This is a genomic window from Deltaproteobacteria bacterium (assembly GCA_015233135.1).
GTDB lineage: Bacteria > UBA10199 > UBA10199 > JADFYH01 > JADFYH01 > JADFYH01.
This window is the reverse complement of record JADFYH010000029.1, coordinates 1-16,125: the sequence shown is the minus strand read 5'-3', so window position 1 is coordinate 16,125 and position 16,125 is coordinate 1. Positions and strand designations below refer to the sequence as shown.

Genomic DNA, 16,125 nt, shown 5'->3' with positions numbered 1-16,125 from the left:
AAAAATCTGAGTGCAGAGGATTTTGGAGGACTGGAACTCGAAGGCTGTAACGAAAATTTAGTACTCACGAGACCGGAGGTCATTAGCTCCATCCATGAAACCTATCTCAAGGCCGGTGCGGATATTATTGAGACCAATACTTTTGGTGCTACTCCGCTTGTTTTAGCGGAATACAATCTCTCTCAAAAGGCTTATGAGATTAATTTCAAGGCGGCGCAATTGGCGAGAGCTGCGGCAGATAAATATTCAGAGATCCCCCTCTCCCGAAAACCCTGCGGCTTTTCCTCACCCCTCCAGGGGGGAGGGGACGAAAAATCCCCCCTCCCTCGACGGGAGGGGGTTAGGGGGCGGGTGAAGCCTCGCTTTGTCGCAGGCTCTATGGGACCTACCACCAAAGCCTTGTCCGTCACGGGTGGCGTCACTTTTGAAGAACTGGTCGAAAATTTTTATCAGCAGGCCAAAGCCCTTTATGAAGGCGGCGTGGATTATTATCTGCTCGAAACCTGCCAAGACACGCGCAATATCAAGGCAGGCATTTTAGGCATTCAAAAATTCTTAGCTGAAGTGAAAGAACCTTTGCCCATTGCGGTTTCGGTGACGATTGAACCGATGGGGACCTTGCTGGCTGGGCAAACCATTGACGCACTGGCGGCGTCCCTCGCCCATGTGGATCTTTTATATATTGGACTCAACTGTGCGACCGGCCCTGAATTCATGACCGATCATATTCGTACCTTAGCCGCGCTCACCAAGACTCGCGTGGCGTGTGTGCCCAATGCGGGACTTCCGGACGAAGACGGAAAATATCTGGAAACACCCGAGATGATTTGTCGTGTGCTCGATCGATTTATTGACGCAGGCTGGATTAATCTGGTCGGCGGTTGTTGCGGCACAACGGACCCTCACATCGCGGCACTGGCTAAACTCGTACAGGGGAAAAAGCCTCGTATTCCCGTTCAGCATCACAAATCTTTTCTCTCGGGAATTGAGTATCTGGAAATTACAGACGAGATGCGTCCTGTCATCGTCGGCGAACGTAGCAACGTGATCGGTTCCCGTAAATTTAAACAGATGATTGCTGCAGGACAATATGAAGAAGGCGCCGAGATCGCCCGTGCCCAGGTAAAAAATGGGGCTCAGATTATTGACATCTGTATGGCTGATCCCGACCGGGATGAAGCAGCGGACATGAAGCAATTTCTCGAACAGGTGATCAAAAAAGTAAAAGCACCCCTGATGTTCGATTCGACGGATGCAAAAGTTTTCGAACTGGCCCTGCCTTACTCGCAAGGAAAAGCCATTTTAAATTCCATCAATTTAGAAGATGGAGAAGAGCGCTTTGAAAAGGTAGTACCTCTCGCGAAAAAATATGGTGCCGCGTTGGTGGTAGGTCTGATTGATGAAGATAAAACGCAAGGCATGGGGGTCACGCGCAAACGTAAGATGGAAATTGCCAGGCGCAGCTATAAACTCCTCACCGAAAAATATGGCGTTTTACCGGAAGACATTTACTGGGATTGTCTGGTCTTTCCGGTGGGCACCGGAGATCAAAATTATGTGGGATCTGCCATTGAAACGATTGAAGGGATCCGTTTAGTCAAAAAAGAATTCCCTCTGACCAAAACCATTTTAGGAATTTCCAATGTTTCATTCGGTTTACCTCCGGCAGGACGTGAAGTCTTAAATTCAGTTTATCTCTATCATTGCGTGCAAGCGGGTTTGGATCTGGCCATTGTGAATGCAGAGAAACTGGAACGTTACGCCACTCTTCTGGAGGAAGAGAAAAAATTAGCGGAGGATTTACTATTTCATACCCCTCACCCTAACCCTCTCCCCCAAGGGGCGAGGGGATCGGAAGGCCCCTCTCCCTCGAGGGGAGAGGGCCAGGGTGAGGGTGAGGGTGAGGGTGAAATATCTGACCCCATCGCCGCTTTCGCTGCTTACTTTCGCGTAAAAGCACCTCAAGTGAAAAAAGATTTAAAGACCTTCCCTTTAAATGAACGCCTTGCTCGATACATTTTAGAAGGTTCTAAAGATGGCCTCAAAGAAGATTTGGACAAGGCACTGCAAAACTCCAAACCCTTGGAAATTATCAATGGTCCCTTGATGAAGGGCATGGATGAAGTTGGCCGGCTCTTTAATAAAAATGAACTCATTGTCGCCGAAGTTTTACAAAGTGCTGAGGCCATGAAAGCCGCTGTGGCTCATCTAGAGCCGCATATGGATAAAGCCGATACTTCGGTGCGAGGAAAAGTTCTGCTCGCGACGGTCAAAGGCGACGTGCATGACATCGGGAAAAATTTAGTGGATATTATCTTGTCGAACAACGGATTCAAGGTCATCAACCTGGGAATTAAAATTCCACCAGAACAGCTGATTGCCGCAGTGCGCGAGCATCAGCCCGACATGATTGGGCTGTCGGGTCTACTCGTCAAATCCGCCCAGCAAATGGTGATTACTGCAGAAGATTTCACCAAGGCTGGAATTGATCTCCCGATGCTTGTAGGGGGGGCCGCGCTTTCCCGTAATTTCAGCGACTTTAAAATCACTCCCGCGTACCGTGGATTGGTCGCTTACGCCGCAGACGCCATGAATGGCCTGGAATTGGCTAAGCGTGTGGTGGACAAAGTTGAATTCGAGAAATTGAAAGAAGAATTAAAAAAGCGTCAAGCGGAGAAAAAAGTTGAAATAAATAGTTCCGTCCAGCCAATTGAAGAAAGTAATGAGAGGGCCCCGCAAATAGAAATACTCCGTGAAATACCAGCAGTCCCAGACTTTGAGCGGCATCTGATTCGCAATACACCCGTCGATCATATTTTCCCCTTCATTAATCCACTGATGCTTTATGGACGTCACTTGGGAATTAAAGGAGGAATCATTAAACAGATCGTAAAATCCCCCCCAACCCCCCTTAATAAGGGGGGAGTAAGGGGGGATCTTGAAAAAGCGTTAGAGATTTATGACATCGTCGAATCACTGAAAAACGAATGTAGAAATGGCTTGCTCAAACCCCAAGCCATTTACCGGTTTTTCAAGGCCAGTTCGAATGGAAATGAAATTTTTCTAATGGATGCGAATGGAAAAAAATTATCGAAATTCAAATTCCCTAGACAAAAGCAGGCCAACGGTTTGTGCTTGGCAGACTATATTACCCCTCACCCTAACCCTCTCCCTCAAGGGGCGAGGGGATCAGAAGTTCCCTCTCCCTTGAGGGGAGAGGGTCAGGGTGAGGGTGCCAAATTTGACAATATTTGTTTATTCATCGTCACCACCGGGACAGGCATTCGAAAAATAGCCGAAGATCTAAAGAACAAAGGCGAATACCTCAAATCTCACGTCTTACAGTCCCTAGCCCTGGAAACCGCAGAAGCTTATGCAGAATATTTGCATTCTAAAATTCGCAACATGTGGGGTTTTTCTGACAGTCCTGAAATGACCATGATGGATCGATTTCAAGCGAAGTACCACGGAAAGCGCTACTCTCCTGGCTATCCCGCCTGTCCTAATTTGGAAGACCAGAAAATTATTTTCGATTTGTTGAAGCCCGAAGATATCGGCGTAGAACTGACGGATGGATTTATGATGGAACCAGAAGCCTCGGTTTCGGCGATTGTATTTCATCATCCGCAGGCGAGTTATTATGGAGTGGGATGAATTTACTATTGAACTGATGCTTAATAAATGTTTAAACTATAAGCACAAGAAAAGGAGATATTTTATGAAAAATAAAAACACAGTTCACACCACCATTAATATTTCAGCAGATTTAATGAAACGCGCCATGAAAGTATTCAAGGGCAAAACCAAGACAGAAATTATTCATGAATGCTTAGAAAATAGTGTCAGAAATTACGAAGTTGTGGATTTTTTTAAAAAAAATGCGGGGAAAAGCAAGGTAGTTGATTATGAGCGATAAAGTCCTATTAGACACAAGTATTCTCATTGAAGTGACTAAAAGAGGCAATTTCATTTCATCTATTGAAACTTTTTTAAATCCAAAAATTAAAATTTACACCTCTGCAGTTTCTTTAAATGAGTATCTACGTGGCTGTCACGATAAAGAATCTTTAGATATTGCCATGGGTCTAATCTCACTCTTCGGAGGAAAAACGATTGTTCCTACCTATTCAAATTGGATTGAATGTGCCCACATCTCAGAACTTCTTCTCAAAATAAAAAAACGAAACAAACAAGATATCCTTCTATTACAAAACGATATCTTAATTGCGTTAGGATCGCGTGACACGCAAGCTACTTTAATTACCGCAGACAAAACAGATTTTTCTCTTATTCAAAATTATCTCAAATTTGATGTCGAATATTGGAACTAATCTTTTTCAAAATACCCCTTCTTCCTAAACCACTGAAGAGTTCTACCAATGGTTTCTTTCAAATTCGTTTCTCTCAAGCCCAATTCATCCTTAGCTTTTTGACAATCCACATGAATTCCATTTTGGATGAAATCCAAACCTACGACAGGAAATATGGGCTTTTGCTGATTGAATGCCTTGGAGAAAATCTCGGCTGCTAAAGCCAAGGGACGAGCCAGAACAAGAGGCATCTTAAAATGCGGGGCTGATACTTTGGCGAGACCCGCCACGATCTGACAAAATTCAGGGAAGGTGGTATTGACGCCTCCCAAGATGTAACGTTCGCCTATCCTTCCTTTTTCCAGGGCGTTCACTTGAGCATGAGCCACTTCGCGCACATCCACTACATTCATTTTTCCATTAAAAATAAAAGGAAGATTTTTACGCGCAATTTCTAGCACCAGAGTCCCCGAGGTAGGCTTTACATCGCCTTCTCCAAAGAGGCCCGTTGGATTCATGATGATAATAGGCAACGACTTTCGAGCCGCCTTCAGGACTTCCTGTTCCATGAGATATTTAATTTCATAATAGAGCCCAGGCATTTTTTTAGATTCATAGGGTGTTTCTTCATTAGAAAGAGAAGAGGTTTCTTTTCCAATCGTACTGATGGAACTGGTATAAATACATTTCTTGATTTTATTTTTTTCCAAGGCCTTCAAAAAATGTTGGGTCTGCTGCAGGGCCTCTTTGATTTGCGCTTCCCGGTCTAAAGAATATAATGGATAATAAGCGCCCGCATGAAAGACAGACGAACAACCCTTCATGGCTACATTTAAAGAAGATAGATTATTTAAGTCCCCAAAGAAAATTTCAACTTCCAGATTTTCCAAGGCCAAAAGAGAACTTTCGGGACGCACAAAGACGCGAACTTTAAAATTTCTTTTTAAGAGTTCTCGAACCAAATGAGAACCCAGAAAACCAGAGGCGCCGATGACGAGTGTTTTCATAACAAAGAATGTAAACCCAACAAAAGGGAAATAATAAAAATCACCCTTTCACTTTTAAAAAAGTTGAATACGGATGAATCAAATGTCAATTTGAATTTTTGCAAAAGCTTCATTCAAGCGCCGGGCAAGTTTTGACTCACAGTACTTATAAAATTTTGCGGATGATTTGGAAAATTCAATTTCAAACTACACGATGAATTTCACTCCATTTTACCGTCTTTTTTTCTTTGATTTCTTTTTTCGCCTTTCTATATTTTTTCTTTACTTCCGGGCTCAAAAAGAAAGTCGACATTTCCTCATCATCATCCACCGAAAAACTGAGAAAATCGACAAACAACTTCGCTTGTAGTTTTTTCTTCAAGGGAAGATTGTGAATTTTTTTATGTATTTCTTTTTCTAAAGCAAGAGCTGTATTCACAACCCTAACTATAAAAGATCTGCGACTGAGATCAATCGAAAAACTGTCTAAAAAAACACCCCATTCACTCTTGCAAATGGGGTGTTCGTAAATTGAAGTTTGTCATTGCTACATTCAAATCACGCCGCAATGGGATGTATACTTTTCAAATCTTTCAGATTTTTCTGCGCCTGCCACAAATCATAATTTTGCTGCAGATTAAGCCACAGCTGAGGAGTTGTTTTTAATGCTGCTGATAAACGCAGCGCAATGTCTGTGCTGATATGCCCTTGTTCGTTTACAAGTTTTGAAATTGTTGAACGAGAAATTTTCAACACTTTTGCCAACTCAGAAACGCTCACATGGAGTGGTTCTAAATAATGCCGCTTTAATATTCCACCAGGATGAGTAGGTTTTCTTTTTTTCTCTAACATATAAAATTCCTTTTTAATGATAATCGATTAAATCGATATCAAAAGCCTTGCCCTTCTCAAACCGAAAAACCAACCGCCAGTTCCCAGAGATTTTAATTGCCCACTGCCCCTTCAAATTTCCTTTCAATGGATGTAAGTCCGATCCTGGATAATTCATATCTTCAATTTCAACTGCAGCATTTAATTGGTCTAAAATATCTTCTAGTTTTCGTCTAAACTGAGAAGGAATTCCTTTAATGCTGCCTGAAATGAAAAATTTTTCTAAACCTTTGTGACGAAAATTAATAATCATTTTAAATTAAACTGCACCTATGCATTCCCCTACACTTTACCATTTTTTTCTTCAATTTTTTTACCTTCTTAACTTTAACCTTGAGTTCCGCAGATTTTAAGAATGATTTGTCTCAAAAGTCCTCCCTCCCTTGAGGGGAGGGAGCTAGAGGGAGGGTGATAGTGGATGTAAGTTGCATCAAAATCACCCTCACCCTAACCCTCTCCCCTCAAGGGAGAGGGGAAATGCTTGTTAAATCCGTATTTATTGGAAATAGCAAAGTTTACATCTAAAAATCTGCGGAACTCAAGTTTAACTATAAAAGATCTGCGACTGAGATCAATCGAAAAACTGTCAAAAAAAAAAAACACCCCACTCACTATTGCAAATGGGGTGTTTTTCAATTCTCAAAACCTGCAATCACGGCGGCGGAATATTACCACCTAATCGAACAGCCGTTGAAGAAAAGTAGTAGCTTGGGTGCGTCAAAAAGTAAAAGAGATGCTGTTCCATTTTTCACCCTCTCCCTGCCCTCTCCCGTCCAAGGAGAGGGTGAAGAGTGGAACAACTAATGCGGCCCTACCAAAATTCCTTGCATTCCTATCCACATCACTGAACCCTTTAAAAAACTAGGAACAGTCGTTTCATCTGTATATTTCATTACCATCACTACAGCTATCGATCGTTTTACAGTGCCTCCATCTGCAAAGGGGACAGCCGTTTTGCCTTTCATATAAGCGTCCCCCGTGCCACCAGGACCTCTATCCATAAAACATTGCAAGGTCGATTTAGGGCTCAGTTCTGGATGCGCACCGTCCAAGGGAATCGTAGGATTCCACGCTGCAGGACAAGGCGGCAGGTCGGCAGGATGAGCCGCAATAACTGCAGCGGGAATCACATAATCACTGCCTATAGCAGGATCTATCAGGCTTGTAGTGTTGATGATCCCAGTCGTAATGGTTGTTTTTAACAAATTATCTGCTACTTCACTAGGTTGAATAATGCCATTATGATAAGGGTTGATCGATTTTATATTCACATGTGGAATCACCAGTTCCCCGGTCTCCGTGTTGTAAGTTCCCATGCGGTCCGCTGCTGACAACCTGGGGTCTGGATCTGGTACCATCACATAATAAAAATAGGAACACTTACCCCCTGCTGCAGGATAAGGAGCTGAAATATCCGCATTCGTTGGTTCATCACAGGCAGGAGTTTCACTATTATCATCACAGGAAACTCCACCACGACAGGTAGTATTCTTGGAAGTAAATACCCGAATCAAACTTTTTCTCTCATCTACAGACATCTCTCGAAGAGAAGGAATGGTAAAGCTGTCGGGGCTTCGCGTCTCTGTCAATCGAATCTCACGAATCACGTGATTAGGGTCATCTGTCTCATGATTCACTCTATCTTGTACGGTAACATTCAAGGGCCCAGATCCCCAATTGGTGCGGGTATTAGGAATTCGATAATCCAAAGAAGTCACAGCCCGAGTATCTTTCTTTAATAAAGCATTAAAGACATCCACCTGTATGGAATAGCTTCCATTTTGAAAGGCGAGACCTACTGTACCACTTAAATTCAAGGTGAAGGCACTGGTTACCCCTTGAGGTTGGGCAGAAGTAATGGTGCTGGCAGGCGCATATTTTATCTTTAAGAAGGCTGGAGTGATAGAACCCGCAATAGCCCCGGCAGGTTTTGTAAATTTAATTGATAAGGGGGCTTTACCCGGATCAGGCGCAGAAGCAGGTACCTGGGTGGGCGCAGTACCCGGAACAAGCTGAAGATCTGTAGAGTCCGTTCCATCCTGTTTTGTAAGTGTGATCTGCGAAATTCTCAACTGTTCGCTACTTTCATTGATGAGTTCAAAGACAACAGTTTTGTCTGTTTGACTCTCCCCCACATCAATACTGAGGCTCCCATTGTTTTTTACCTGAGTATTATTAATGACAGGGGCCCCAGGCACCTGCTTTTGCATCGTGAGTAGATCAGATAAATCTTTGCTGACGGCTGCATTCAAATCAATTTTATAACCCGCGGGGGTAGTGGAGGTAGCGGCAAAGGCAGGGTCATTGTTATTGATAATCATGCTCGCGGTATCGAAGGCAGGGCTGCCCGTGACGGTGTTTGCGTTTTTTGGAATATAGGCCACAAAGAAAGACAGGGCACCTCTTCCAGGATTAATGCTGCAGGGCTCCAAAATATAATCATGCCCCGCCACGTTTTGGTGCCCACAGGAAGCCCCATTGGCTACATCATCTGCCAGATTCAATCGAATAAATTCTTGGCCCCCAAAACCTCTGCCGCAATCCACCTGGGTATCGGTATCGGTATCGGCGGGAGGCAGAATGTTTTGAACATTCAGGGACCTCACCCCATTGTTGGTGATAAATACTTTTTTAACTATACTTGGCGTTAAGGCCGTCATTCCATCTGAGCTGAAGCACTGCATGTGCGAAACACCCCCACTATCGGAAACGTGTATGGGGATGGTGCCAAAAGCAATCGCATGAGCGGCATCCACACTCATTTCGGGGGCAGCACGTTTGGCGGTGCCCGCCAGATTAAGAGTAGCGGGCCCAAAGTGAATGGCAGCAGTCACATCACTTGAAGCAGCGACAGTGGCATAATTGCTGATGGGTAGAAATGCAAAATCGACTGTAAAATCCTGAGTGCCGCCAGGCGCAATATTGTAGGTGCTTGGGCTCATATTAAAACCCGAGGGCAAATTGGCAATAGTGCCACTCAGTGCAGTCGCTTGATTATTTTTGACCCTTATGGTTTTTGTTCGATGAAACTTGGGATACAAGGCATCGGTGGGTTGGGGGTTATCCACTCCCGCCTCGGGGACGTAAACGTAACTCATATTTAGGGTATTGCTAGGGATGGCAACTTCAACAGCGGGCCCGCCCGCTGTTGCTGCAGGGGTCACTTCTCTGAAGGCGACAGGGCCATCGATACTCCCCGAACACTGGGCAGGATCGGGCACCGTATCAAATTCTCCATCCATTTTGATGGTCACTGCTGTTCCCTGATATTTTGGTAAGACAAAATCTGTTGGAACCGCAAAACCACCCACTAGAGCTACCTTTTTTGTGGTCTTATCTAACCTAGAACCAGTCTCAGTTAAATTGCCTTTACTCCCGGTGATTTGAAGTTCTTCTGTGGTTAATTTAGATGGGGCAAACTCAACTTGGATAGGGCTAAGCACCTGCAAAATCACATTCTCAATATTAATGGATCCTTGATCAAAATTATAGGTCCCACTCCCTCGATTCCCAGGTTTTTGTTTAGCAGTCGCCGATTGACCAAATGCACTAAGAGTAATCTGAGGAAACTCGCTTGAATCTATTATAGCGGTCTCACCGGAAAAATGGAAAATGAGATCAGGCAGATCTGTTGGTGGAAAAGATAAAATACCGCTCGGGTCAGCATCGGGATCTTCTCCGGGATTGATTTTTACATGAACCCCTAACTTGGCCCCAGCCTTTAATTTGACGGTGCATCCCGAGCCTAAACCTCCTGAAGTCCCCCCCCCACCGCCACCGGGAGGAGGATTAGATCCGCTGCCTCCTGCAGCACCCGTGTCTGTACCCGGAGCACCAGCAATATAAGGATTGTCTGCACCTCCGCAGGCTGCAAAGAGGAATACAAAAATAAAAAGCAGGCAGAAACTGCGGTGTTTTAATATCGGAAGAAAACTCTTTTTCATTCTATTGCCCATATTTTTCATAAATGAGCTCCTTAGTGTCTGAGAAAAATTGAAGGATCAATGGGTAAAGGAAAAATAAACATAAATGGATTACAAGTTCTATCCGAACTGAAACACACACCCAAATCACTACTCACATCCATAAATAAATCGGCATTATCCTCTCTCAGATCTATTTGTGGAACATCGGTGGCCGTTCCATTAGCCTGCATGCCAGCCAATCTCACAAAGGCCACCCCCAGATCACGCAAAGTAGGAGCAAGCCCAGTTGTTGTATCTGATCCAACATCCGGGAAACGGGTGGGGATAGGAATTCCAAAGTCATTCATGAATACGCATTGATCTTGCAACAAGGCATGCTGAACCAAAAAATTCAGACCCGAATCCCCACCACCAAATACCGAGTCTTTGAGAGAGGTATTGTTTTCTACCACCTCAAAATTTTCAAAATTCATCTTTGGACTGATCGTTCCAGGAATAAAACGAATATGCGTCATCAATTTCAGCAAGGTTTCCCCATTCAGAAAGTCCGCAAAAGGCAATTCTTTTTTAGGCGGATAATAAACGGCGTGCAAAACCAGATTGGCCTTAAGCCTCACCAAAGGGGCATTCGGTACACCTGGCAAGGCACTGCGGACTTCGCGTGAGTTGTGAATTCTGATTTTTCCTATTTCTTCTTGGGCAGTACTCGATATCATCGTTGAACTGCTGACCGTAGAACAAGTTTGACTCACATCAATTTGTGACACCTGCGAAACAGATTCCAGACACAGATGCGTGTTTTGGTCATAGCCCCCACTCGTATCGCTTTCAGGGGGATTTTCATCCACCCCCGCCAGCATCGGCGGGATACGCGAATATTCGTTGGCCGATTGAATTTCCGTAGTGGTCGCCACGCAGAAATGGCGGGTGTCTGCCTCGTTGGAGTCTACCGCATAAAAGCTGATGTCGACGTTGGGCAAGGTGATGCGAATATAATTCAAATCGGGATTCAAGCTGCCCTGGGGGATTGGCGCCCGCGGGGGATGAGCTGCAGCAGCAGCTGCCGCCTCACTCGCTTGACGGTCAGTTGCTATCGCATTTATCATGTGCATCTTTTCGGCATGGGTCAAAAAATGCACATTGGGAGGAAAATTGGGATTCAACGCCAAACGCATCTGTACAGGCCATTGGGCTTCTTCTGTTTCCACGATGCCATCTTGATTGAGATCCAGCTTGGCGGCTCCCGCACCCAACATTTTAATGGCATTCGGCAAGGCCTCCGAAGAAACAAAGCCAATATTATTATCGGTATAAAAATTGGAATCGATACTCAAATTGAGCAAACCCGTCGCATTAGCGGCAAATAGGGCCTGGTTGATCATGTCTTCGGATAAGGCAACTCCGAACACACGATGACCTCCCACCAGTGGACTAGTTGGAACACTAGTGTCCACAGGGGCACTCATAGAACCCACCGTTCCCGCCAAAATTTCAGGAGTCAGATGATGCACCGCCGGCGAAGGATTGAGGCGGATGGGAATATTATTGATGCGTAAACTTTGGTTGGTAAATTGAAAATCCCCTTTCAGCACATTGTAAGCCACATCCAGGCCCAGATCACTATTCAAGCTGCTGATATGCTGACGGAAGGCCAGACGCAGGGGGTTGGTGGCATCGTAATCCTGGATTTTGTCTATATCCGCCAGCCATTTTCCGAAATCGCCATTTGCGGTACTCGCAGGATCAAAGGGGTATGTGGCATTGAGGCCTTTTTCGATGTCGCAAAGAATCGTCTTATTAAAGGCATCCAAAAAGGTGGACTGTAAAACAGGCTCCACACGGCGATAATAAATAGCATTAGGATTACGCGCTGTATTAATCGAAATCCATTGTCCGGTTCCATAACTGGAAACGATATCCAAAGCTAGAGGACGGCCATCCGCACCGTGCACACCTTCCAGGCCACGGATATCCAAATAATTGATCCCATCAATTTTGTTGAAATGAATACCCAGACGAACTGTCAAAGTTTGAATATGAAAATCAATCGGCGTAACATTTACATCACGACCTTGAGAATCTAATAAAGGAAGTAAGCCAGGAATATGAATGGAGGCCTGCGGTTCCATACCATGAATGAGCACAATCGCTTCTAAACCGTTGGCCGTTGTAGGGGTTAAACTTACCACTTCAATACTATCAAATAAGTGAGGGCTATCAAATTGAAGTATATAAGGATAAGTGGCAGGGGATGCTGGCGACTGATATTCAGTGCAGGCTTCCGATGCTGCTCCACGAGGTGATGCCATAGCATCTCGAATGGTTTGTTGCAGAGCAGGACGATTTAAATAAGTTTGCAGCATCCTTTTCGCAGCATCAAAGAAATCGGATTTCAGCTCTAGTGTGAGGCCACGCGGCGTGAAATCTTGCAGATGGTTCAATTTTCCATATCCAAAGGCACCCGTAGAAGAACCAATCACCATAGGTGCAGCTGTTGAATCGGGGTTCGTTAAATCTTTTCGAGTCACACTAATCGAATAAATATTCATACCCACTTGAGGAGTGAGGGGAACGGTATAAACACCCGTAGAATCTGCCGAGGGTAGAGGAGTTATATCTACACCGTTAAATTTTAATGTAGGAGGATCACGAGGGGTTAATGCCGCCCAGCCTGTAATACATTGATCGGCAGCAATAGGCGTAGGCAACATTCCATGATTGACCAAACAAAATTTTAAATTTTGTGCCGCAGAAGCCGTGTGAGAATCTACCTGAATCATGGCTCCATCTTTTACCGGTGAATCACTTAAAACTTTAATCCCCACGGTGGGAGTATTATTAGTAACACAAAACTGGGGAAGCTCAAAACGTGTGGAGCCGACCAAAGCAGGGTTGAGCGTACTTACTCTAAAACAATTCAGCCCTGGATAAAGCTTAAGACTGGTTTCGGATTGTTGATTGACATCATTGCTCAACATGACCCCAGTTTGGTAGCGCAAGATTCCACCCACATTCTGTCCATAATTTTGAATAAAGACCCCAACCCCCTGAACCCCTGGACTCAGCATTTTCAATTTCATCGCCAGCGAAAATGCGCTGATTGTGGCATAATTGGGAATCTCATCCATCCGGTGAGCCCCTGCGTTCATCAGGTTACCAGGATCTTCGGCTGTAACATTCATCAGTTGCAACTGAGGCTGCCCTTGGCGTTTTCCATGAATAATCACAGGCACCAGTGAAATATCTGTTCGAGTATTATTCAGTTGAAAAGACGCCAACACCACCCGATAAATCCCAGGCCCTGACAAAGTAATTGTTTTACTAAATATCCCAACTTCTTTTTGAGGGCCTCGTGTCGTGGTCACCTCATTACCGGTCACAACACTTTCAGACACATTTACATAAGAAGACCCCTCTAACTTAAAAATTGAAATCAGGGCGATAGGATCCGACGGCGCATAGATGGCGGCATCGCTCATATCGACTGCCGCTCGAATAGCCAAACTGTCATTGGGTACCTCAAAATTATCCGGAATCAATGCACACAAAAACAGCTCTCCACGCCCTACTTTCACATCGCAGGGTCCAGTTGTGGCACCTGCAGAGCTTGTAGAGGGCGCAGACTCGGTTCCATGCGGAACTGAAGTACCCGCATAAACAGGACCAAAGCTGGTTTCCATCGCCGTTTCGCCGGGATGTGCAGAGCGCGCTAAAGAGGCATAGTTTTGTATCCCTTGCTGGAGATCGGGTGAAAAAGTTTGCTGCAGTTGCTGGGTATTAAAAAAACTGTTGGGATTGAGACCATTGTTAGTATTGGCGTTATTCGAATTGTTGCTGGCATTGTTACTGACCGGGTTTTGTACGGGAGCTTGAGAAGAACCGCCACAGGCAGCGAGAATAGAGATAAAACAAAAAACCAGAAAATTTTTGAATGTATTTTTTTTCATGAACCCTCTCCTCTTAAAGACCTTTAAATAAAAAACTTTCCATCCCAACAAGTCATAATCTGAAACCAACCAACACACTAGCTCCCTGCCCATTCGCCGTCACAGCAATACTCGTCAAGCCAGTTCTCTGCGCTGCTGGGGCAACATCCGTAGTCTGATGAGCTATAGGCGTTGTCAATGGTCCCCATCCTGAACTTAAGACCCAACGTGTACATGCATAGGAAAGGATTCCCGCTCCTAGATTACCCATTTGAAAAGCACCCATTAAATCTGCTCTATATTGCAATTGCTCTGCAGGACCAAAACCAGCTAGGGCAGTGCGTACAGCTAAAGGATCATCCAAATCCAAGGGATGGTGGGGCAAATGCCCTATCCCGATTCCCAGCAACACAGCTCCAGTTGCAGCAATTGCAGCATTCACAAAATGAAAATCCCAATCACCAGGCCGCTCAAGGGCAGGAACAGTCGCAGATAACAAGGCTAAGCCTCCTGCTAATCCCCCCGTAATTAAAGTAGTCTCATAATTAAGACTTGCAGCACCTGCATGACGACTGGGAGGAACCGCCACAGACCACTGAGCATCTGCCGCTGCAGGATAAAGCTGTAAAGCAGAAAGAAGCATATACCCCGCCGAGGCCCCTAAGATTTGGCCTAGATTTCCACGACGCAGCACATCTTCAAACAGTCCCGCAAACACGCCAGTCTGAGCCCCAGCCATTACGCCATCTGCAAAACCTAAGAGACGAGCTGTCGACACTTGACCTGGAATTGGAGGAGCATAAGCAGAATCAACTGCACGCACTCCATGCACATCATTTCCAAAATAGAGAGAAGCCCCTGCGCCAAAATAGGTCAATAATTCACTGGCGGTTAAAGGATGGGCTCCACGATCTCGAGAAAAAGAGCCATGGTTTGGCAACCAAGTAATGGTAAAAGAAGGTCCCGCTGAAGCACCGGGGGAAACATCGTCGCCTTCTCGTCTGTTGGGATCCCCAATTACTGCTGCGCCTCTTGAACCATAAATTTGCTGAACCGAAGAATCAAAAAGACTTGCCGTTAAGGCAAAACGAACCCCTAACACTGGTGCTTCTAAGGTAACAGAATCAAAGAAATTGGTCATCGTGTTCACGATTCCAAGCCCAACTAACATCTCATGTGGTTGCCGAGGATTTCCCCCTGCAAATTGACCAAGAGAAAGCCTCAAACCTAATTCAGTAACGGGACGCCCCCAATAGAAGGCAGCACCACTTGCGTCTGGATCTCCAAAGATATTCACACGAGGACCCCGACTAGCCATTGTCAAATCAATACTTCCTGAGTTGTATACTTGTTGGGTTTGTCCTGCCATCGTCCGATCGGGACTACCTGTCAAATTTAGCGTTTCGCGCAAGCCACCGAAAATTGTACTTTGCCCAGCACCTGCCAAACATAAGGGAACACCATATACTAAAGCACAGACCCCAGCTCGCACTGAAGGCTGATGTGTATCCGTAAGGGCCGTCAGGCTGTCGCCCACAATGGGAATAAATGAAACGAAATTAGCTCCGGGATCTAAGGTTGCAAAAATCGCAATAGGAATGAAGTGTCGAGTATCCGTTGGAGTTGGAGGGGACATTGAAGTACTAGGCGCAGCTACCGTTTGAAGAGGAACTGTCCACAACGCATGAGCTCCCCGTTGAGGAGGTGGCGCTGCAAGTCGACGAGCTTCATCGGTATTTACGTTTTGCACTGCAGCTTGTGTTTCAGGATTAGGATGTGCATTTCTTTCGGGAGCTGCGTCACCCTGAAGTAAACGAGGAAGAGTTAATTGAATTCCACCCGGAACCCTTGGATCCAAGCGATGTGTAGTCAGCATATTTGGCTCCCTTTTCCTGAATTAAGCTTCTCTGATTATCTTATCGGCAATTCCCCCAAAAAGTTGCTTAAATTTTTGAAATCGGATGCATTTAATTACTGGGGGTAAAAAAGAGCAAAAAGTAAGGAAAGTTTAATTTTGCTTAGAGATAAAAAGAAGGCGAGGATTTCTTGGTTTGAAAAGGACAAGAAAGGAGCCTCGCCTATGATC

Annotated in this window: 10 protein-coding genes; 3 read left to right on the top strand and 7 right to left on the bottom strand. The window is 45.1% G+C overall.

The annotated features are described in order from the left end of the window. Positions 1–1,707 precede the first annotated feature (1,707 nt). The 3 genes from HQM15_09475 to HQM15_09465 all read left to right on the top strand — a co-directional run bounded on the left by HQM15_09475 (position 1,708) and on the right by HQM15_09465 (position 4,331). A complete protein-coding gene (locus HQM15_09475) occupies positions 1,708–3,654 on the top strand; it encodes a B12-binding domain-containing protein (protein MBF0492997.1) in 1,947 nt (648 codons plus the stop codon). A gap of 64 nt (positions 3,655–3,718) precedes the next feature. Beyond that, positions 3,719–3,916 carry a type II toxin-antitoxin system VapB family antitoxin gene (locus tag HQM15_09470; GenBank protein ID MBF0492996.1) on the top strand — a complete coding sequence of 66 codons (198 nt, stop codon included), beginning with the start codon at positions 3,719–3,721 and terminating at the stop codon, positions 3,914–3,916. After that, positions 3,906–4,331, top strand: a complete 426-nt coding sequence (locus tag HQM15_09465; GenBank protein ID MBF0492995.1) for a type II toxin-antitoxin system VapC family toxin — start codon at positions 3,906–3,908, stop codon at positions 4,329–4,331. Before HQM15_09470 ends, HQM15_09465 begins: the two co-directional genes overlap by 11 nt. Here the strand turns inward: HQM15_09465 and HQM15_09460 are convergent. The 7 genes from HQM15_09460 to HQM15_09430 all read right to left on the bottom strand — a co-directional run bounded on the left by HQM15_09460 (position 4,328) and on the right by HQM15_09430 (position 15,915). Beyond that, on the bottom strand, positions 4,328–5,317 hold the full coding sequence (locus HQM15_09460; protein MBF0492994.1) for an NAD-dependent epimerase/dehydratase family protein: 990 nt from the start codon (positions 5,315–5,317) through the stop codon (positions 4,328–4,330). The two genes, HQM15_09465 and HQM15_09460, sit on opposite strands and share 4 nt — an antisense overlap. Positions 5,318–5,498: 181 nt before the next feature. Further along, on the bottom strand, positions 5,499–5,735 hold the full coding sequence (locus HQM15_09455) for a hypothetical protein (GenBank protein ID MBF0492993.1): 237 nt from the start codon (positions 5,733–5,735) through the stop codon (positions 5,499–5,501). Positions 5,736–5,854: 119 nt separating this feature from the next. Continuing rightward, positions 5,855–6,148 carry a HigA family addiction module antidote protein gene (locus HQM15_09450; protein ID MBF0492992.1) on the bottom strand — a complete coding sequence of 98 codons (294 nt, stop codon included), beginning with the start codon at positions 6,146–6,148 and terminating at the stop codon, positions 5,855–5,857. 13 nt (positions 6,149–6,161) lie between these two features. Continuing rightward, the gene (locus tag HQM15_09445; GenBank protein MBF0492991.1) at positions 6,162–6,440 is read right to left on the bottom strand and encodes a type II toxin-antitoxin system mRNA interferase toxin, RelE/StbE family; all 279 of its coding nucleotides are present in this window, start codon (positions 6,438–6,440) and stop codon (positions 6,162–6,164) included. Positions 6,441–6,987: 547 nt separating this feature from the next. After that, positions 6,988–10,152, bottom strand: coding sequence for a hypothetical protein (locus tag HQM15_09440; protein MBF0492990.1), 3,165 nt, complete (start codon positions 10,150–10,152; stop codon positions 6,988–6,990). Positions 10,153–10,163: 11 nt separating this feature from the next. Then, positions 10,164–14,060, bottom strand: coding sequence for a hypothetical protein (locus HQM15_09435; protein MBF0492989.1), 3,897 nt, complete (start codon positions 14,058–14,060; stop codon positions 10,164–10,166). Positions 14,061–14,112: 52 nt separating this feature from the next. Beyond that, positions 14,113–15,915, bottom strand: a complete 1,803-nt coding sequence (locus HQM15_09430) for a hypothetical protein (protein MBF0492988.1) — start codon at positions 15,913–15,915, stop codon at positions 14,113–14,115. Positions 15,916–16,125 lie beyond the last annotated feature (210 nt).

Excerpts from the sequence above, each read along its gene's own strand:
- HQM15_09470 (MBF0492996.1), top strand. The coding sequence starts at position 3,719 with ATGAAAAATAAAAACACAGTTCACACCACCATTAATATTTCAGCAGAT.
- HQM15_09465 (MBF0492995.1), top strand. The coding sequence starts at position 3,906 with ATGAGCGATAAAGTCCTATTAGACACAAGTATTCTCATTGAAGTGACT.
- HQM15_09460 (MBF0492994.1), bottom strand. The coding sequence starts at position 5,317 with ATGAAAACACTCGTCATCGGCGCCTCTGGTTTTCTGGGTTCTCATTTG.
- HQM15_09450 (MBF0492992.1), bottom strand. The coding sequence starts at position 6,148 with ATGTTAGAGAAAAAAAGAAAACCTACTCATCCTGGTGGAATATTAAAG.
- HQM15_09445 (MBF0492991.1), bottom strand. The coding sequence starts at position 6,440 with ATGATTATTAATTTTCGTCACAAAGGTTTAGAAAAATTTTTCATTTCA.
- HQM15_09440 (MBF0492990.1), bottom strand. The coding sequence starts at position 10,152 with ATGAAAAATATGGGCAATAGAATGAAAAAGAGTTTTCTTCCGATATTA.
- HQM15_09435 (MBF0492989.1), bottom strand. The coding sequence starts at position 14,060 with ATGAAAAAAAATACATTCAAAAATTTTCTGGTTTTTTGTTTTATCTCT.
- HQM15_09430 (MBF0492988.1), bottom strand. The coding sequence starts at position 15,915 with ATGCTGACTACACATCGCTTGGATCCAAGGGTTCCGGGTGGAATTCAA.